The organism is Lactococcus sp. (genome assembly GCF_036648155.1).
Taxonomy (GTDB): Bacteria; Bacillota; Bacilli; order Lactobacillales; family Streptococcaceae; genus Lactococcus; species Lactococcus cremoris.
In genome coordinates this window covers 1-19,638 of the sequence record NZ_JAVXIY010000013.1, presented here as the reverse complement: position 1 = coordinate 19,638, position 19,638 = coordinate 1, and the positions used below count along the sequence as shown (strand labels likewise).

Here is a 19,638-nt window from a genome sequence, read left to right as displayed (position 1 = left end):
TTTATATAATCAGTGATTAATCATTTATAACTTCTAAGAATAAAGTATCCTTTATCCCTTGCCACTAGCTGACAGTTGCCAAAGACCTCTTCCATTTTTCTTTGAGCAGATGGAGCTCCTTGTTTTTTTTGAATTACAATTGTTAAATGTCCACCATCATTAAGATAATCAAAGGCACCAGTTAAAATTTCATGAACGACTTCTTTCCCAGCCCTAATGGGAGGATTTGAGATAATTGCATCATATTTTTCACTGACAGCTTCATAGATATTTGAAAGTTCAATTTCAGTATTACTGACAGCATTATCAATTACATTTTGGCGACATAAATCAAGCGCCCGACTATTAACATCTACCATTGTCACACTTAAATCAAACTTTTTAGCTAAGGTCAGTCCCAGTGTTCCATAGCCACAGCCAACATCTAAAAGCGTTTTTGCGCCTTCGGGCTGATAGTTCTCTAATAAAACACGTGAACCATAATCAATTCCATTTTTTGAAAAGACACCACGATCAGTTTTAAAACGCATTGACAGTCCTAATAAATCAACTGTTAGGGTTTGGAAGTCATGCGAAAGATCTTGATTATCTTCATAATACATATTTGTTTTAACCATTGATTTAATTTTAACATAAAAGCTCTTTTTTATCTTCAAAAATTTTTTAAAATTTTCTTCTATTTTGTAATCTCTTACAGTTTTTTTCTTACAGAAAATAACCGTTTGCCCCTTAGCACTTCAAAAGATGCTAAAATCACTTTCGTACCATATTTAATACGCTTACAGAATTATTAGTTTTTTTACCTCGATAGACCAAAAATATGATAAAATATTTGTCATGAATGAATTCATTAATTTTGACGAAATTAGCCGTGAAACTTGGCAAAATCTTTACAATACTTCTATCGCCCCATTAACACATGATGAATTAGAATCAATTCGCTCACTCAATGACGAAATCAGCTTACAAGACGTGGAGGACGTCTATTTACCTCTGATTCATCTTCTTCGTTTATATAAAAAAAATTTAGAAGATATGAGCTATTCTAAGGGACTTTTTTTACAAAAAATCGTCAAAACTCCTCCTTTGATTATTGGAATTTCGGGGTCAGTAGCCGTTGGTAAATCAACCACAGCAAGACTCCTTCAACTTCTCCTCTCACGTGCATTTCCAAAATTAACTGTAGATTTAGTCACAACTGACGGATTTTTATACACAACTGATGATTTAAAAAATATGGGAATTCTCGACCGTAAAGGTTTTCCAGAAAGCTACGATATGGAAAAACTGACAAGTTTTCTTTATCATGTCAAAAATGGTGAAAGATTTGAAGTTCCGATTTATTCTCATGAAACTTATGATATTTTACCTAATCAAAGTCAAATGATTGACAGTCCCGATATTTTAATTGTTGAGGGGATAAATGTCTTACAAAATCCGCAAAATCAACTCCTTTACATCAGCGATTTTTATGATTTTTCAATCTATGTCGACGCTGACGAAAAACTCATTGAAAAATGGTACCTTGAACGCTTTGATAGTCTTTTAAAATTGGCAAAGTATGACCAAACAAATTTCTATCATCAATTTACAAAAATGCCTGAGGACAAAGTACTAAATTTAGCACGTGAAACATGGGCACGTGTCAATCGTGTCAATCTCCGAGAATATATTGAACCCACAAGAAATCGGGCAGAAATCATTCTCCACAAGGCAGAAAATCATCACATTGATAAAATATATCTAAAAAAATTCTAAAAAAATTACTGACAAACCTGTCAGTAATTTTTTATTTATTTATTTTACTGACAGAACTGTCAGGCAAAATTAGAAATAATCTGCTGTATCATCATTTGGAAAAATGAATTTCTTTAAGATGAAAACACCGATAATCAAGATGAGGATGGCACTAGCAATCAAAAGCACTCCAACTAAACGTTCATGGTAAGTCAATAATAATCGGATAAGCGAAGTAATTCCCAGTGATAATAAGAAAATCAGTGACACATGCCCCTTGTTTCTCAATGAAGTGATGATTAAAGTTAAAAATTCAAAGAAGATAAAGAAGGAAAGAATACTTTCCAAAATATCGTAATAATGAACTTCACTCTCAGAAAGAAAAGCCAGTAAAACGAGATTATAAACCTCTCTAAATAGAAAATAAACCATCAAAAGCCCAACGACCATGAGCAACATAAAACTAATTTTCGATAAAAGATTAGCAAATTTCAGTTCAATATGATTAAAAAAATTTTTCATAGGCCCTCTCCTTCTTTTCTCATCAGTAAAATATTTCTGTCAGTAAATTATGCTTATAAATCTGAAGATTGGACATAGCCCTGAACAAATTCGTCAATTTCAATATAAATGTAGCACTTCTTATCACTAATTTTCTTTCTAATTTCAGCTTCAATCTGATTTATAATTTCATAATCCTCTAACACAAGTTGGCTGACCAAATCAATTTTAGCCGCAATCAATATTTCTGTTGGTCCGAGATGGACGGTCTTCACATTAATTACACGCTCCACTTCAGGACGGTCAAAAGCAATCAAAATCTTTTCTAAATCACTATCAGTCACTCGTTCCCCAACAATCAAACTATAAAATTCTCTTGTCAAGAAAATTGCCGCGGCCATCAATAAGAATCCAATCAATAGACCACTAATTGCGTCAAAAATAGGATTTCCCGTCACCATAGTCAAGACAGTTCCCAAAAGTGCTAAAAGTAAACCAATAATTGCACATAAATCTTCCGCAAAAATAACTAGAATTTCACTGTGACGACTTTCATGCAAAAATTTGAAGATTGGTAATTTTTCTGTGTTCAATTCGTCAATTTCTTTGAAAGCCACTCTTAATGACGAACCTTCAATTGCCATCCCAATCAGTAAGATTCCAATGACAATCCCAGCATTTTCAACACTATGTGCTGGATGTACTAACTTATCGTAAGCTTCCATCACACCAATCACTCCCCCACCAAAAAAGAGGAAAGTGGCCACAATCATACTAAAGAAATATTTTGCTCTCGCTTCCCCAAATTGATGGAGATTAGTGCTCGCTTGCCTTGAGCGACGGTCACCAAATAAAAGTAAAATTTGATTCCCACAATCCACCACCGAGTGAATACTTTCATTTAACATCGCTGCCGAACCTGATAAACCAAAACCAATAAACTTGCTAATTGCTACCAGAATGTTCGCTCCAAGGGCCGCAAAAACCGCAAACATCCCAGAAGATTTTTTCTCTTCCATAACTCTCTCATTTCTTATTCAATCTATTCTATATTATAACATAAGCCACTATTTAAATTTTAATTTGTCACTTTCATCTCAAAAGCAAAACAAAATTAAAAGGTTCTCTCCATCGGAAAGAACCCTCAAGAGAATAAAGTTTCAAACCTATTCTCGATACTATGTAAGAAAAGAGGTTAAATGAATATTCAATGCGAATCCATTCATCTAACTATGATAATAATACAACATTTACAAAGAAGTGTCAATTCTTTAACGTCATTATTTTTTCATCAGTAAAATTAACGAAAATTCTCTAGCTTTCCTTTTCTAAAAGTAGAATTTCAAGTTCTTTTTTCTCTTTATTTAATTTTTCCAAACGATAAGTTAAACTCGTTTTATCTGTTTCTTCTTCCATTCCTAACAAAAATTCAATTGAAACATTAAAATAATTCGCCATTTCAAAAACTCGACCTACACTCGGTTTTTTCTTGTATTTATAATTTTTTAGAGTATTTCGTGGGTATCCTAACTCTCTCTCGACTTGATTAAACGACTTGTGCGCCTCTTTAATCAATAATTTTAATCTTGGGTAAACAAGTAAATATTCGTATGCCATTACAGTATTCCTTTTCTTTTTTATATATAATTTTTTCATCCCCTAATCTTCACTTATCTCTTCATCTTCCTTCCATGTCCAAGAACGAGAAAAGTCTTGATTTTGAAAAAGTGAAGCCAGACCGCTGAGTTGTTTCAAGCGAAGCAACTCTTCTTTGTCCATTCCAATGTGTTTCATAATCCACTGATCACTCAAACCCGATTCCACCAACTGCTGAACAATTTCTGTCATTAACTCAATTGAATGTGTTCCTCTAGCTCGATTGTGACGAATAGTACTGGCAATTCGATTTTCAAGTGACCGGTCAATAATTGAAACAGGTAAACAATTTCCTTCCCGTTGAGCAATTTCTTCTGACCTTTTCATGACCAAGTAGCGATGAAATCCATCAACAATCTCATACAAATCCTTTTCCTTATCGTAATAACAAACGATAGGCATCGTATAGCCATCTTCCAAAATAGAACGTTCCAGTAGCCGAAATTCAGGAGGTGCTGTTCGATTCGGATTATAAGTATTAGCCCTAATCTTCTCGATAGGCACTCGTTTAATTTGATAAGCTGGGCTTATAAAAATGTCTCCCATTTTTCCATTGCCTCTTGTTTCTTTTGTAATTCATCTTTCGTTTGACCAAAACCCATATACTGACAAGAAGTGTCATTTTTCAAAATTGTAATGCACATCCTCTTATATGAAGGCACCAATCTAAAATTTTTAATAGGTACATCATCTGGATAGTTCTTAAAACGAATAAGCTCATAGGCCTGTTTATATTTGCGTTTATTGGTTGGAGCCCCCAAACATTCAAAATCCAATCCGCTTGTTTTCAATTCCTCGACGACATTTACCGGTAATGCCCCACCGGTTCTCATCCAATAGTCCATTGATGATTGGAACTTTTTACGATATACATTCCTGGTTTCTTCCGGCAAAGTATCCAGTAGAAATTCAACGTAAGACTGCCAAGTATGACCTTTGGGTAGGACCGCTCCACGATATCCCATCGCTTGCGTTCCTCCATAAAGGGCCGCAAAGTTTGCCCCATTGACTCGTCCCACCAACTTCCCCCATGTTTCAGGTTCTAAAGCTTGATAAAGTTTAAGCGAATGAACACCACACTGATGGAAAGGGTTAGCGACTCGCATCGATTTAAAAGGCACACCTGCTTGATAATATAAGTCATAGAGGTGATTATAATCAAACTCAAATTTAGCATTCGCTCGCCAAATATCTGCAAATAACCAATCATACATTGGGTAGAAATTAAAGACATCTTTACTAATACGATGACTGTAATTTGTTGTTCCAAATCGTGAGAATGTTTCATCACGCGTCACCGCATTATAACGATTCAAACTTTCTTGGGCTCGTATTCCAACCAAAACAGCCGTTCTAGTCGCCCCTTTTTCATTATGAAGCCACTGACAAAATTTACTTTGAAAATCATAATCTGACATTCCAACTTTGAAAAATGAAAAATCTTGATTTTCTAAATGAATGGCTCCTTTAGGAATAGTATTCAACCACAATTCCTTATGGTCTGGGTCCCAAGGTAACCAAGTCGATTGTGACATTGAAATTCCACAAGAAGCCGAAACAGGCAAACAAATATGATAATATTCAAACTCAGGATATTTTCCCATCGAACGATGAATATAATCTTTGGTTTCTTGATAATTTCCTTCATAATCCAAATAGAAAACTGAAACCTTTATTCCTTTTTCGGCCAATTTATGGCTTTTATAATAAAGATAAACCAATTCCAACATCAATCCTGAATCTTTACCACCAGAAAAAGAGATAATAAGATGGTCAAAATAATCACAAATATAATCTAATCTATGATTAAAAGCTTCGTAAACATTTTCTTTTTGATAAACCTTCACCTCATTTCCCCTCTCGTTATTGTTCTCATTTTTTCAAAGCGCTTTGTCAAAACTATCAACACCTATATATTACACGAAAGGAAATAATTTGTAAAAGTTTTTATCAAACTAAAAAGTAATCAAAACAATTAATTTCTTAATAAAATAATGATATAATATTTCCAATAATAAAAAAATTATCTGAAATAGACTATTTTTAATTATTGATTTTAATAGAAATTCTCCCATAAAAGAAAGGATTTTATGCTCCATCTGAATGGAATATAAAACGGGAATTAAAATGACAAAAGATACGAAAGAAATTATCATTCGCACCCTTTTAAACCTCGCTTCAGAAAATGAAAAATTAACTATTGAAGAAATTTCAAAACGCTCTCACATCACTCGCGCAACCATTAAACGCAATTTCAAAACAGGTGTGCCTGGTATTGTAGAATATATCTACTTAAATATTGTTGATGAAGTCAATGACCGTTTGTTACGCTATAAATGTGAAGAAGTCTCTCTTGAGCTTCTTGCTGATATTATGCTTCCTGTTCTTTGGCAACACAAAGCTGAAGCTCATGTCATTTATAGTTCTCAACTCCCTTTTCGTCTCATTGGACCAGTGAGTGACAGAACATGGAAATGGGCTGAAAAGCGCTTCAGTTTCCTCATCAAAGAACATAATTTATCAAATTATTTTACAGGACAGGAATTACTCAAATATTTTAATGCACAACTTATTACCGTCTTAACTCTATGGTTAGAGGCCGATATTCCGATTGAATTAGAAAAATTTCGACCAAAATTTCTCTTTTTCATGAGCTGATTTTTAAAGGAATTGATTAAAACAAAAAAACGTAAATCAAAAGATTTACGTTTTTCAATTAAAGTTTTGTTTTTAAGGAGCAATACGTTTTCGAGCTGCTCTTTTTCTGCCCATTTCAATTTTTTCTTCTTTTTTCTTGATAGGATTGATAACTTTTGCTTTAACACCGATAGCTGCAGCAGTAATTCCTGCTAACAAAAGTGCATTCCCCGCCAAAAAGCCTTTAATAAATGTACGATTCATTTCTTTCTCCTCCTAATTTTATAGATAAATCATCAACTAAGAAAACTTCACTGAGATTTTCTTAGTTAACTCTACAAGCATATTTTAACACAAATGTTATAAATCTAAAAATAATAAACTTAGAATGAAATAATAAAAAAACTTCTAACTATAATGTCAGAAAGTTTTTTTTAAGTTAATAATAATCTTATTATTTAAACCATTTATCAACTTGTTTTTGATGGTCTTTTATCCAAGCTTTTGCAGCTGCTTCTGGTGTCTTACCATTTTGAATATCAAGCATAACAGATTCCATATCTTTAGTGGTCCAATTAAAATTATTCAAAACCTTATAAGCTTCAGGATTTTCTTTTTTCAATCCTTTGCGCACAATTGTGTTAATATTTTCTGAAGTCCCCATTGTTCCTTTCGGATCAGCTAAGTATTTCAAATCATATTTATTGAACATCCAATGAGGAGACCAACCAGTGATTACAATGTCTTTATGTTGTTTAATGGCTTCACCAAGAGCAACAGTCATTGCACCAGATGATGAAGGAACAAGCTTCCAATCTTTAAGATTACTATAGCTCTTAAGTGTATTTTCACTGGCAGCCATGACACCTGCACCAGGCTCAATTCCTGTGATTGTTTTATTGGCCTGATTAGTTAAATCTTCAATTGAATTCACATTCATATAACTTGGCACAACAAATCCTACTTTAGCGCCTTTAAGATTTGGACCTAATAACTCAACAGACTTACCATATTTTTTCCATTGAGTCTTATGAGTATTTGGCAACCAAGCAGAAACCATTCCATCAGCTTGACTATTAGCCACAGTTTGCCAAGCAACTGCGTTATCAAGTGCAGTCGTTGTAACATCAAAACCATGTTCTTCCATTGCTTGGATCAAAACATTGATTGACGCAACTTCTGAGTCCCAGTTCATATAAACTAAATCCACTTTTTTATCAGAAGATTTTTTCCCAAAAGACATTCCCGAAAAAGCACCAACAATTAAGGCTAACAATGAAACGATAGCAATCCAACGTTTCCATTTTTTGAGCTTAGGATTTCCTTGTTTTTCTAAAGGAGAAACATTAAGTTTTTGCGTAAAGCGGTCAATAATAATAGCCAAAATAACTAATGAAATCCCACTTACAAATCCCTTACCAATATCAGCTGATTGAACAGCAGCAAGTACTCCACGACCTAAACCAGGTGCACCAATCATAGAGGCAATAACGACCATAGAAAGAGCCAACATAATTGTTTGGTTAACACCAGCCATAATTGTTCCTTTAGCTAAAGGAAATTCCAATTTAAATAACTTCTGACGGGCAGTGGAACCAAATGAGTCTGCTGCTTCAACTAATTCAGTTGAAACTTGGCGAATACCTAAGTTAGTCATTCTGACAGTTGGTGGCAAAGCAAAGATTACTGAAGCAAATACCCCAGGAACAACCCCAATACCAAAGAAGGCAACTGCCGGAATCAAATAAACAAAACCAGGCATGGTTTGCATGAAGTCCAATATAGGTTGAACAATCTTAGCTACTAGTTCAGATTTTGCCATCCAAATTCCTAAAGGGACCCCTATGATAATTGATAACAAACTTGAAAGTAAGACAAGGGTAATCGTACTCATCAAATCTGACCATAAGCCTTGGTTAGCAATTAAACAAAGGCCAATGAAAGTAAATAATGGGAAGGCAAACTTTTTACCTGAAACCAAAATTGCTAGGATAGTAACAACAGCAATCATCAGCCAGAATGGAACTGCAGTTAAAGCACCTGTTATCCCGTTCATCAACACTGTTCCTGATTTTTGAATCACATCAAAACCCGAACTAAATGTACTTGTAATCCAATCTGTTGCTGACGATACCCAGTTGGCTAATGGTATTTTTCCAATCACTAAATCAATCATTCTTCTCCTCCTCTTTCTCTATTTCTTCTACTTCATCAGGAATGTCTGCCAATGCTTCTAGGACAATTCCCCGAATCAGAATTCCTTTTAAATAGCCTTGATCATCAACAACGGCTAATGGAGTTGGAGCATCATAGATAATTGGCAAGATATCTCTTACAAGCATTTCTTTAGTGACTGTCCCAACATCGGTTGTCATCACATCTTTCAATGATTGATTGTTTTTTCTAGCAGCAATAGCTTGCTCACTAGTAACAACCCCACGGAATTGACGTTTTCTGTCAACAGCCATTAATGAGCTGACTTCTTCAGTTTTCATTTTTTTCAAGGCAACACTTGGGCCATCGACATCAATGTTAGTTGTTAAGGCTGGAATCATGATATTTTCAGCAGTAATTACTTTGGCACGATCTACGTCTTCAACGAAAGTTTTAACATAATCGTTTGCTGGATTTGTTAAGATTTCTTCACCAGTACCAATTTGCATGATTTTACCATCCTTCATAATCGCAATACGATCACCAATACGAAGGGCTTCATTTAAGTCATGGGAAACAAAAATGATTGTTTTTTGGAACTTAGCTTGAAGTTCAAGTAATTCATCTTGCATTTCACGACGAATTAATGGGTCAAGTGCAGAAAAGGCTTCATCCATTAACAAAATTTCTGGATCATTGGCCAATGCACGTGCAAGCCCCACCCGTTGTTGCATCCCACCAGACAATTGCTTAGGGTATTGGTCTTTAAAGTCTAACAAGTTCGCATTATCTAAAGCTTTCTCGGCACGTTCGCGTCTTTCCTCTTTAGGTACATTTTGAACTTCTAAACCATATTCAGTATTTTCTAAAATTGTTCGATGTGGAAAAAGACCGAAGTTTTGAAAAACCATACTCATTGACTTACGTCGCACTTGAAGTAAATCTTCTTTATTCAAAGTGGCAACATCTTGGTCATCGATAAATATTTTCCCACTGGTTGGTTCAATTAATCGATTAAGCAAACGCAACAAAGTTGATTTCCCTGAACCGGACAAACCCATGATAACAAAAATTTCTCCCTCATTGATTTCAAAATTTGTATCATAAACCCCAACAGTTGCACCGGTTTTTTTCAAAATTTCATTTTTGGGTTCACCTTGCTCGACCATAGTCAATGCAGTTTTAATCCGTTTACCAAAAATTTTAGTTAAATGTTCAATTTTGACTTTTACTGGCAAAATAACTCTCCTTTATTCTATTACTCATGAGCCTAAAACTTTTTTTAGAAAAAGAATTTCCAAAATAAATAGTTAATTATAAATTAGAAGTTTTAGGTTACACAAGTGATTTCCTCATTTAAAGTGACCACTCAATAATAACAATATGTAGTCACTATGTCAACTAACTAAATTTGAACTTAAAAAAAAGCATCGTTTTGTAAACGATGTCTTTAGTTGCCATAAAAGAAGTTTTGAACAATTTGTCCTGTATCAGAAGCTCCTACGAAATATAAGGTATCTCCCTGATTTAAAGTTGCATAAGGTCCCGGTGAAACTATTAATTCTTGATTCTGTAAAATCGCAACAACTGTCGCCCCTGTATTTTGCCAAAGATTCATCTCACCCAAACTCATCCCAAATTTTTCAGAATCTTTTTCTAGTTCAAATTCAATTGGGGTCAAAGGATTTATTTTTTGAAAATGCTCAGTCTGATCAACCAATTTATCCAATATAGATGAAAAATTGGCTAATTCTCGCCTTTGACTCTCCACACTCTGCATGATTTGTGTTCTCAAATCCTGCATTGTTTCTACTTCTTGATATTGAGCCAAATATTCTTGGGCTTTTTGTTTTGAAGCAATAATCACGCCACTTCCATGTACAGGATCAACAATCCCTAAATCACTTAAAACACTTATGGCTTTGCGTGCTGTTTCTGGTGAGACGGCAAAGGTTGTTGCAAGAGTTGACCTAGCATATATCTTCTGTCCAACTTTAAGTTCATTTCGAACGATTCGTTCAGCTATCTGCAGTGCAATTTGTTGATATCTTGGTTGTCTTGCTATGCGCACACTAATTCTCCTTATCACAAAACATTGAAAATATACTTTACCTAAGCAAAACAAAATTCCCTCATATTATAGCGCTTTATTTATTTTTTTTCAATCTATACCATTTTTTCCTTTTAAATAATAGCTAAACTAAAATTATCTCCTCATCTACCGTTTTTTAATGAAGAAGTACTTTGATCACCTATGCCTTCAGTAATTGGAAGACAGTAATCAATATTTTTATTATTTGCATCATCAATAAGAGCTTTCCATGCCTTCCAAACATTTGCTTCAGAATAACGCTCTGCTAATTCGTATGATTGATTAGACATTTGCTGAAGCATATCCTCTTTAGTGAATAGCTCAACCAATCGCTCAGACATTTCTTGAATTCCCTCATAGGGAACAACAAACCCATTTTCTCCATCAACAATCAATTCTGTCGGTCCATAATTGACATCATAAGTAACACCAACCATTCCGTGACTAATAGCCTCCATAAGAGACAAATTAAAACCTTCCATTATTGAAGCTAGAGCATAAACCTGAAATTCTTTTTGTAACTCTCCAACATTGTTTGCATAACCAAACTGATGTACAGCATTTTCCATGTGATATTCTTTAATAGCCGCGTTTATTGATTTTTGTGCCAAATCATTATCACGATGGTCAACATATCCATATAAATCTAAAGTAATATCTGGAATGATTTTTCTTGCCATTCCTATTGCGCGGATAATATGGTCAATACGTTTTTCTGGTGCAACTCGTGCAGTAACTAATACACTATGTGGTTTTCGCGACTTAATTTCAATTCTCTCCTCGGAAAGAACTTCTTTCGAAACGACACCAACAGGAATCGTGAATAGTTTACATTTGGGGTTAAAACGAGCTAAAACATCTCTTGTTTGTTTTTTTGTCGCTGAGATTATTGCATCATAACCATTTGAATTCATCAACCCAAACTCATAAAAATTATTCATGACTGAATGCATTGGTTCCTGAGCATCTCCAGCGTGTGAATTATGCAGATGAAGGACAGTATAGGCCGGACGTTCCAAATTCAACAAAGCCCAGTCAGCCAAATGAGTTCGATCCATAATAAAAATATTTGCCTTATTTTCTTGCCAATATTCTTCATTCAACAAATTTAGAAAATGAAGAGTTAATTCATCAATATTTGAAAAACTATAAATTGCCCCCTCTCTTCCAAGCAAACGCCAACTTGTTTTAATATATTTCTGATTTCCATCATACTTATTAAAGGTTTCAAGAACCGGCCTACCAAAGACATCTGACCAAACCTCGGTACCAATTTTATTATCTGGAGTATACCATTGACTTAAACTTAGAAAACCACGAAAATCATAAAAGTCCACTCGATAAAGATTTCCAAAACCATCAAAAAGCTCTACCCCACTAACTCGTTCAAAAGAATCATCTGCAAAATAGCGGACACGAGCTATAAGCTGTTGGTCTTGATAAACAAGATATCTAAAATGTTCAGGTTCTTTTTTATAAGTCAACGCTCCCACGCCAAAATCTAAGTCTTCAACATGAAGAATCTTTTCATTGACCTTTTCCGTTTTTTGAAAATAATCAAACATAGATAACGTCTCCGATTCTTCAATCCCTACTTTGGCCAAAAAGCGATGAAGATTAGGATTCCACTCTCTAAAAACTAGCTTAAAAGCTTCCTTGTGTTCTCGGAATAAAGCAGCTCGTTTAAGCTGTGCATGTTCTATACCTGAATTTTTTTGATTAAATGTCGAATTGATAAAAAATAGCATGATTGATATTCCTTTAATTGTTTATTTTATTAGCCTGTTTATTTTATGAATAAATTTTCAACATTAAGCTGCTCACTAAGCCAATTTTTCCATACAATTTCTTCACTAAATTCTTTTGATTTTTCATAAGCAGCGCGAGAAAATTCTTCATAATCTGTTTTGGACTGTAAAATATCAACAATGACATCCGCAGCAATTTGAATTGCTCCATAAGGAACTAAATAACCATTTTTTCCGCTCTCTATTTGTTCAACAAGACCATACTTAACTTTATAAGCGACCACAGGAACCCCATGATTAAGAGATTCTAGAATATTCATCCCAAAAGCTTCTCCTTCCGAAGTATTTAGTAAAACTCCAGCATTATCTAATGCCTTGTTAAGTTCTTTTTCTAACTGGTAACCTTTAAAACTAACAATTTCTTTTAAATTGTTAGCTTCTACAAATTTTTCTAATTTTTTTTGAACATCAATTGGCGAAGCATAACCATAGAGATCCAACGTTAGTTCTGGTAATTTATGATGAGCACTGACAAATATTTTTATTACATCTAGTGGGTTTTTCTCTGCTGAAAGACGACCGACGTAAATGATTTTATTTTTATCTCGGTATACTGATTTTTTAACATTTTTAGAAAAGGTATCAGTCAAAGCTACAACATATTTGAAATCGTAATATTTAACAATTTCTTTTCTCTGTTGTTCTGTAGCAACAATTAAACCATCAAAGCTATCTTTATAAATGGTAAATAAATCATGAAGATAATCTACCACCACTCTAGATGCTCCAGTCTGTTGATTATTTTTAGAATGAGGATTATGTAAACATTGCCACTTTCCTATTGCTCCTTTTATAGCTGCTACCGCTGAAATAAGCGAAGGTCTGTCATTGATAAAGACGCTCGGATTTTGATGAGCAAGCTCATCCATAAAAAATGTAAAAAGTTCTTGTTCTGTATTAAATCGTAAATTTTTCCCTTGATAATCCACCAATTTATACATCGTTGAATGCAAAATCCCCTGAATATTCATATGAATAATTTCTAATTTGGGTTTTCCTTCCAAATCAAAAAAGATTTGTGGTCCTAATGCTCCATCTGGATGATAATATTGAGTTGACGAAATAAAACCGCGACGATCCCAAATATCTTTAGCCACTACATGATTCATTGGGTCGTTGTATTCAATTGAACCAACAACTCCAACCGTAACAGGCGCAATCATTACTTTGGCAATGGTTTGACCTGCATTTTTAATCAAAGATTCATTGGCATCTATTCCCTCAATATGATATTTTCTCTTATCGATTTTTTCTGTATAACGCACATTTATATCTTTTTCAGAAATGTGGGTTACTTCTTGAAAATAATCATACATATTTATAATATCATCATGCGTTAAGCCAACCCTCTTCAAATCTCCGGAAAGCTGAGGATTATAATTCCTCGTTAAAATTTTAGCCTCTACTTGGTGATTTTTGAACAACTTCAAACGATTTATCGCTGAGAATTCTGTTCCCGAATTCAGAGTATAAATGTTCTCATTTACAAAATAATTCATTATCAATGCCTTTCTCTTAGGTAATTAATCAAATTTGATACTAAGCAAGAGCTTTTAGGACCTCTTTTTTATCCAGTTTTTTATGTTCCTTTTTAATTTCTTCCGCTATAACAATATCCTCAATATATTTTGGCTTTTCATCTAAACCATCTGGTTTTTCTGGTTTTAAATAAGTAGATTCCAACTTTTCAACTTTAACTGGAGTTTCTATATTTTTTACATTTGCTATCACAACGGAAAAATCGAGATTTTTCTCATTAAAAACAAGTGGGATTTCTGGCAAAATAATTGCGTTTCCCCCTTCGTTAACAGACAAAAGATTCTGTACTCTTTTAAATTGAGAAACTTTTTTCACACTATTAATAAATGATGAACTACCAGTAATCGTTGAAAGTAATTGTTTAACATTATCGGCCAGTGCATTTTTAAAATATCCCTTTAAATCAAAATCATTAGGGGAAGAACTTTCGATGGTAATCTTTCTTGTCGGAATACCTGTCAGTTTTTCTAGCAAATCTAATTGTTTTTTTAGATTTATGATACTTTGATCGTAATTAGATCTAATTTCTGTAAAGTGTTTGGTTGTATTATCAAGATTTGTATCAATAAGATTTAATATATGTTCAGAATAGACCTTTTGAACAACTTCTTTTAGTTCTTCTTCGCTTCTCAAATGGGTCAACTCAGTTACCTCTGTTCCAAGAGCTTTTGCCAGGAACTGGACATCACGATAGTTTAGACTATAAACATCCATATAACTAGGTAAAGAATTTATTGCATCAACAATTTCTTGTAATCCGTTTTTAGAATCTGACATTTTGGAAATATTATTATTTAATTTTATCGATTCATCTAAATATTTTTTATAATCCTTGACTAGCAAAGCGAAAGCTTTTTCTCGCTTGAAATACTCTGCTTGCCAACTATCAAAATTTATTTCTAGTCTTTCTAAATAACCTTCAATTTTCGTACCACGGTAAGCAATATCTGTATTTCCCACGCTAATTACTTGTTTGCCACCAATTTGAATGAATATTGATAATTGTTTTTGGTATTCATTTAAAGCTTGTGAAAACTCTTTGGATATATTATTGATAATAGAATATAGACTTTGGTAAGTCTCTAACCATTGTGAAAATTCTGTTCTATTCTTTAGTTTTAAATCTTGGTCGTCTTCTAAAATCTCCGGAATATTGAATTCATCTATAAAATTATAACCAGTTGCTTCTCCAATCGGAAAAGTTAAGGTGTTGTTTTTAAAAAGGAAATTTTTTATCTGTTTTAAGGCAGTTTCAAAGTCATTCTGCTTCTTTAATGCATTATTCCTTACCTCTATGCATTTATTAAACTCTAAACTTACACGATTATAAAATTCTTGCTCAGAATTATATTTTTGCATCTCTTGTTGATATTGCATAGATGTTGTTTCTTTAGATTTTTCAAGTGCCTTGTAGTCATTAAAAATAGTTTCATATTTCTGATTAAGTTTTCCTAATGTATCACTGACTATTTGATATTTGGGTAATAATTCTTTATAGGTTTCGCTATATTTTGGATACTCTTCTTGCCAACTTTCATATTGACCAGACAGTTGATGGTAAAGCTCCTCGCTCTTTTGGTAAACCTCATCTACTGCAAAGAATTTATGTTCTATTTCAAAGTCTAATTTTTCTTTTTCCTTTGTAAGAGTATCAAAGTCTTTTTCAGATTCTTTGAATTGTCCCAAAATAGATTCTTTATTAGCAATAGAAACTCTTAGAAGACCAGAAATATCAGAATAAGCTTTTTCGACAATCTGAATATTTTCTTCACTTTCAGCAAGTTTATGTTTGGCATCATCATAAGACGCTTTCACAGAATTATAGCGGTTTTCAAATGCTATATAATCTTTTTTTATGGTTCCATAAGATTGTTGTTCTTCCTGAAATTCTTTCTCAATCTGTTTATACTCTTTAGATATCACTCTAAAATGTTCTTCCGATTGTCCTCTTTGATGATTAAGAAGGCCATATTTTGATTTTAAAACTTCTAAAATCATTGTAATTTTTTTCTGTGCTTCCAATGTTTGACTCAGTGCTTCCCCTGAAACTGAGGATTTTTCTTTTTTCTCATCAACGAGTTTTTTCACTATTTTATAACTTTGACTAATTTGTTCAAAAATACTTTTTTGTAAATTATACTTCTCTTCTAACGGATAAAAGTCCTTAGATAAAACATCTACTCTACGCTTTGCAACTTCCAAATCATGCGTAATATATCCCACTATAACTTGACTTGGATTACTCAAGCTATTCATTTCATCAAGATTTGCTTTTAATTCATCATACTTGGCATGCTCTGCATCATAGGTTTTCTTCGATATATTGTATGCTATTGCGGATGCTTCATAGCTTTTTTTATGTTCGTTATATTTATCTCCCATTGATATCAAAGAAGATTCAACAAAATTATAAATTTCTTTTGATGTATTTGCTTTTTCCTCAATATTTTTTAATTTTTCTTCAATAGAAATTAGATTTTTCTCAAATTTCTCTTTATTTGATTTTGTTTTTTCAAAATCTTTAGTTAGTGTTTCCCAATCATTTTTAATTATGTTTGCATGATGGTATTTCTTTCTCGCTTCTTCAAAAGATACCTTCTTTTCTTCATAATTTTTCTTAAGAAGTTGATAAACAGAAATAATTCCATTCAAACCACTTTGTGCTGACTTAAATTGTTCTTCCTCGATAGCTAATTGTTTTTTTAAATCAATAAATGTCTCATTCTTTTCTGCTTTTTTATCAACCAAACTTTGCACTTCGTCATTTATTTTTTTTAAAGCTAGCGAATCTTCCGAAAATTTTTTGTGAGCTTTTTCTTTATCCTGAATTATGCGCTCGTACTCTTTTGCAATTTCTTGATAGTCCCTTAGACACTGAGCGTAGTTTCGCTTTATTTCGTCATATTCTGACATTTGTATAGTATAATTTTGCTTTTCATTAGCAATTTTTTGTGAAAGCAAATTGAATTCTTTTAAATTAATGTTTAATTGGACATAGATTTGTTTATAATCTGCCAACTCTTTGAAATATTCATCCGATTGCTGAATGTACTTTTCAAGCAGTAGTTTATGAGCTTTTAATTTTGAAGCATACATACTTCTTCCTAACACACCATTCATTTCCTTTTGTTGCGCAGCTCTCCCCTCCAATTTTGCACTGCCCTGGTCTTCAGGGATATCCATAGACGATAATTTTGAGTCTTGATCTTTTCCATTTTTCAAGAACAAGCCATTCAAAATATTCAACTGTTTGCCTTGTTTTTTCATTAAATGAACCTAACCTCTCTAATCAATAAATGCTTAAAATAATAATAAAAATAATAACATTAAGTGGATAGACATTTTCATCTATCCACCTAAAATTTAGAAAGGAATCATTTCAAAAGATTATCTGAATCTTTTAGACATCCTTTATTACCTAACAAGCCAGATTTTGAGCAAGCTCCCTTTATAAACGACCATTTCAAATCCATGTCATTCATTCTTCGAGTCACACCTTTTATCTTCTACTTGTTTTTAAAGCCCTGGAGTCCGGTCCGAGAAAATATCAGAAACACCGATAAATTGCTTGTGTTGTTATTGCCATCAATCTTCTTCAACCACTTGGGAAATTTTTGAGAATTTACATACTATTTGATTAAATAACTCTCAAAATCAATGATATCCCACCCATCATTAATATGATGGACCTCTTGTTGGCAAGAGTCTTCCCATTGATAGCTGACGATAGTTTCATCAACTCTGACTTTATCTGCCCCTTAACAAGGAATAATAATACTTATTTTTTCCATTTTTCTTATATACCAAGATATTATAAGAATGGAAATATCTCGTTTTTCATAAAAAAACAAAATATTTTCTCTCGTAATAAATCAATAATTTACAAGAGAAAACATTTCAAATTTGCTATAAATGATAAAAACAAATTAGCTTTCTTTACGACGTTTTACTTCAACTCCGGTAAGGGTCATTACACCAATCAATGCACCAATTCCGAGAGCAACAGCCTCAGCACTACTCAAATTGTCATCACCTGTTTGAGGTAATGTTGAATTGCTAGTGTTGGAACCAGAGTGACTTGAAATAGGTGTTACTGCTGAACCAGATGTGTTTCCTGAATTACCAGTATTTGTATTTCCGTTTCCGTTTTTACGAGTAATCGTGCCATCAGGGTGAATTACATCACCATTTGGAAGATGAATGGTGCCATCTGGGTCAACTACACTTCCTCCTGGAACATCAAAAGTTCCTCCTGGATTTGTAACTGTACCGCCACCTGGGAGTGTGATGCTTCCGTCTGGATTTGAAACAGATGGACCATTTGGATGAACGTTAACATCATCACCGGTACCTGGTTTACCGTCTTGACCTGGAAGTTTAATGTCGCCATTTGGATCTACTACTCCACCTCCTGGGAGATGAATGGTACCATCTGGGTCCACTACAGTTCCGCCTGGCACTTTAATTGTTCCGCCTGGGGTTGTAACTGTACCACCACCTGGGAGGGTAATACTTCCGTCTGGATTTGAAACAGATGGACCATTTGGATGAACGTGAACGTCATCGCCTGTACCTGTCTTACCATCTTGACCTGGTAATGTAATTGTACCGTCTGGGTTAACTACGTCTCCTCCTGGAAGATGGATGGTGCCATCTGGGTCAACTACACTTCCTCCTGGGAGTTTAATTGTGCCATTTGGAGTCTTGATCGAACCACCACCTGGAAGAGTAACGCTTCCGTTGTCGCCTGGTTCAACTGGACCATTTGGTGTGATTGTGTCATCATCGCCTGTGCCTGTCTTGCCATCTTGACCAGGGACAGTGACGGTGCCATCTGGGTTAACTACGTCTCCTCCTGGGAGATGAATAGTACCATCTGGGTCTACTACGCTTCCTCCTGGGAGTTTAATATCTCCGTTTGGTGTTGAAGCTGTACCACCACCTGGGAGAGTAACGCTTCCTCCTGGGCCAGGGATAACTGGGCTATTTGGTTTGAAATTTGTATCATCGCCTGTACCCGTCTTACCATCTTGACCAGGGACAGTGACGTCTCCTCCTGGGTTGATAACTATACCACCTGGGAGATGAATGGTACCATCTGGGTCTACTACTGTGCCTCCTGGAACATCGTATGATCCATCAGGACGGTTAACTTTTCCGCCATCATCTGGAAGCATGACGCTACCGTCGCCACCTTTGATGACTGGATCATCTCCGTTTGGTGTTACAGTAACATCGTCAGGAGTCCCTAACTTGCCATCTTGTCCTGGTAAAGTAACGGTATTGTTGTTATCTGGATTATTTGGATTTGTTGGGTTTGTTGGGTTTGTTGGATTTGTTGGGTTTGACGGATTGTTTGAATTTGTTGGGTTCGTTGAATTTGACGGATTGTTTGAATTCGTTGGATTCGTTGAATTTGACGGATTATTTGAATTCGTTGGGTTCGTTGAATTTGACGGATTATTTGAATTCGTTGGGTTCGTTGAATTTGACGGATTATTTGAATTCGTTGGG

16 protein-coding genes are annotated in these 19,638 nt (G+C 34.2%); 2 read left to right on the top strand and 14 right to left on the bottom strand.

Annotation, left to right across the window (positions count from 1 at the left end; all coding sequences use genetic code 11):
* Positions 1-20: 20 nt before the first annotated feature.
* Positions 21-617, bottom strand: coding sequence for a class I SAM-dependent methyltransferase (locus RSC39_RS11310; protein ID WP_332537280.1), 597 nt, complete (start codon positions 615-617; stop codon positions 21-23).
* Between the two features lie 220 nt (positions 618-837).
* Between RSC39_RS11310 and coaA the strand changes: the two genes are divergently transcribed.
* Complete coding sequence (gene coaA / locus RSC39_RS11305; RefSeq protein WP_063281032.1) at positions 838-1,758, top strand: type I pantothenate kinase; 921 nt, start codon at positions 838-840, stop codon at positions 1,756-1,758.
* A 69-nt stretch (positions 1,759-1,827) separates the two neighbouring features.
* On the opposite strand, the gene psiE is transcribed toward coaA, so the two are convergent.
* The 5 genes from psiE to RSC39_RS11280 all read right to left on the bottom strand — a co-directional run bounded on the left by psiE (position 1,828) and on the right by RSC39_RS11280 (position 5,741).
* Complete coding sequence (gene psiE / locus RSC39_RS11300) at positions 1,828-2,259, bottom strand: phosphate-starvation-inducible protein PsiE (RefSeq protein WP_011676401.1); 432 nt, start codon at positions 2,257-2,259, stop codon at positions 1,828-1,830.
* A 53-nt stretch (positions 2,260-2,312) separates the two neighbouring features.
* Positions 2,313-3,257, bottom strand: coding sequence for a cation diffusion facilitator family transporter (locus RSC39_RS11295; RefSeq protein WP_063281033.1), 945 nt, complete (start codon positions 3,255-3,257; stop codon positions 2,313-2,315).
* A gap of 295 nt (positions 3,258-3,552) precedes the next feature.
* On the bottom strand, positions 3,553-3,855 hold the full coding sequence (locus RSC39_RS11290; protein ID WP_332537275.1) for a helix-turn-helix transcriptional regulator: 303 nt from the start codon (positions 3,853-3,855) through the stop codon (positions 3,553-3,555).
* A gap of 42 nt (positions 3,856-3,897) precedes the next feature.
* Positions 3,898-4,440 carry a ParB/RepB/Spo0J family partition protein gene (locus tag RSC39_RS11285; RefSeq protein ID WP_332537273.1) on the bottom strand — a complete coding sequence of 181 codons (543 nt, stop codon included), beginning with the start codon at positions 4,438-4,440 and terminating at the stop codon, positions 3,898-3,900.
* Positions 4,422-5,741, bottom strand: a complete 1,320-nt coding sequence (locus RSC39_RS11280; RefSeq protein WP_041168722.1) for a DUF3440 domain-containing protein — start codon at positions 5,739-5,741, stop codon at positions 4,422-4,424. Before RSC39_RS11280 ends, RSC39_RS11285 begins: the two co-directional genes overlap by 19 nt.
* A gap of 280 nt (positions 5,742-6,021) precedes the next feature.
* Between RSC39_RS11280 and RSC39_RS11275 the strand changes: the two genes are divergently transcribed.
* The gene (locus RSC39_RS11275) at positions 6,022-6,552 is read left to right on the top strand and encodes a TetR/AcrR family transcriptional regulator (protein WP_332537271.1); all 531 of its coding nucleotides are present in this window, start codon (positions 6,022-6,024) and stop codon (positions 6,550-6,552) included.
* 72 nt (positions 6,553-6,624) lie between these two features.
* On the opposite strand, the gene RSC39_RS11270 is transcribed toward RSC39_RS11275, so the two are convergent.
* The 8 genes from RSC39_RS11270 to RSC39_RS11235 all read right to left on the bottom strand — a co-directional run.
* Positions 6,625-6,795, bottom strand: coding sequence for a DUF3042 family protein (locus tag RSC39_RS11270; RefSeq protein ID WP_011834970.1), 171 nt, complete (start codon positions 6,793-6,795; stop codon positions 6,625-6,627).
* 190 nt (positions 6,796-6,985) lie between these two features.
* Entirely contained in the window at positions 6,986-8,707 is a 1,722-nt protein-coding gene (locus tag RSC39_RS11265) for an ABC transporter permease/substrate binding protein (protein ID WP_332537268.1), read from the bottom strand.
* On the bottom strand, positions 8,700-9,923 hold the full coding sequence (locus RSC39_RS11260; RefSeq protein ID WP_332537267.1) for a glycine betaine/L-proline ABC transporter ATP-binding protein: 1,224 nt from the start codon (positions 9,921-9,923) through the stop codon (positions 8,700-8,702). The genes RSC39_RS11265 and RSC39_RS11260 overlap by 8 nt, the downstream gene beginning before the upstream one ends.
* A gap of 212 nt (positions 9,924-10,135) precedes the next feature.
* Entirely contained in the window at positions 10,136-10,756 is a 621-nt protein-coding gene (locus tag RSC39_RS11255; protein ID WP_063281037.1) for a TrkA C-terminal domain-containing protein, read from the bottom strand.
* A gap of 143 nt (positions 10,757-10,899) precedes the next feature.
* Positions 10,900-12,525 carry an accessory Sec system glycosyltransferase Asp1 gene (gene asp1 / locus RSC39_RS11250; RefSeq protein ID WP_332537264.1) on the bottom strand — a complete coding sequence of 542 codons (1,626 nt, stop codon included), beginning with the start codon at positions 12,523-12,525 and terminating at the stop codon, positions 10,900-10,902.
* A gap of 38 nt (positions 12,526-12,563) precedes the next feature.
* Positions 12,564-14,084, bottom strand: coding sequence for an accessory Sec system glycosyltransferase Asp1 (gene asp1, locus RSC39_RS11245; RefSeq protein ID WP_063281039.1), 1,521 nt, complete (start codon positions 14,082-14,084; stop codon positions 12,564-12,566).
* A gap of 40 nt (positions 14,085-14,124) precedes the next feature.
* Entirely contained in the window at positions 14,125-17,391 is a 3,267-nt protein-coding gene (locus RSC39_RS11240) for a hypothetical protein (RefSeq protein ID WP_332537261.1), read from the bottom strand.
* 659 nt (positions 17,392-18,050) lie between these two features.
* Positions 18,051-19,638: hypothetical protein (locus RSC39_RS11235; RefSeq protein WP_332537259.1), on the bottom strand; the 1,588-nt coding region annotated here is incomplete at its 5' end.

Excerpts from the sequence above, each read along its gene's own strand:
- asp1 (WP_332537264.1), bottom strand. The coding sequence starts at position 12,525 with ATGCTATTTTTTATCAATTCGACATTTAATCAAAAAAATTCAGGTATA.
- RSC39_RS11270 (WP_011834970.1), bottom strand. The coding sequence starts at position 6,795 with ATGAATCGTACATTTATTAAAGGCTTTTTGGCGGGGAATGCACTTTTG.
- psiE (WP_011676401.1), bottom strand. The coding sequence starts at position 2,259 with ATGAAAAATTTTTTTAATCATATTGAACTGAAATTTGCTAATCTTTTA.
- RSC39_RS11265 (WP_332537268.1), bottom strand. The coding sequence starts at position 8,707 with ATGATTGATTTAGTGATTGGAAAAATACCATTAGCCAACTGGGTATCG.
- RSC39_RS11295 (WP_063281033.1), bottom strand. The coding sequence starts at position 3,257 with ATGGAAGAGAAAAAATCTTCTGGGATGTTTGCGGTTTTTGCGGCCCTT.
- RSC39_RS11290 (WP_332537275.1), bottom strand. The coding sequence starts at position 3,855 with ATGGCATACGAATATTTACTTGTTTACCCAAGATTAAAATTATTGATT.
- RSC39_RS11275 (WP_332537271.1), top strand. The coding sequence starts at position 6,022 with ATGACAAAAGATACGAAAGAAATTATCATTCGCACCCTTTTAAACCTC.
- coaA (WP_063281032.1), top strand. The coding sequence starts at position 838 with ATGAATGAATTCATTAATTTTGACGAAATTAGCCGTGAAACTTGGCAA.
- asp1 (WP_063281039.1), bottom strand. The coding sequence starts at position 14,084 with ATGAATTATTTTGTAAATGAGAACATTTATACTCTGAATTCGGGAACA.
- RSC39_RS11310 (WP_332537280.1), bottom strand. The coding sequence starts at position 617 with ATGGTTAAAACAAATATGTATTATGAAGATAATCAAGATCTTTCGCAT.
- RSC39_RS11240 (WP_332537261.1), bottom strand. The coding sequence starts at position 17,391 with ATGAAAAAACAAGGCAAACAGTTGAATATTTTGAATGGCTTGTTCTTG.
- RSC39_RS11285 (WP_332537273.1), bottom strand. The coding sequence starts at position 4,440 with ATGGGAGACATTTTTATAAGCCCAGCTTATCAAATTAAACGAGTGCCT.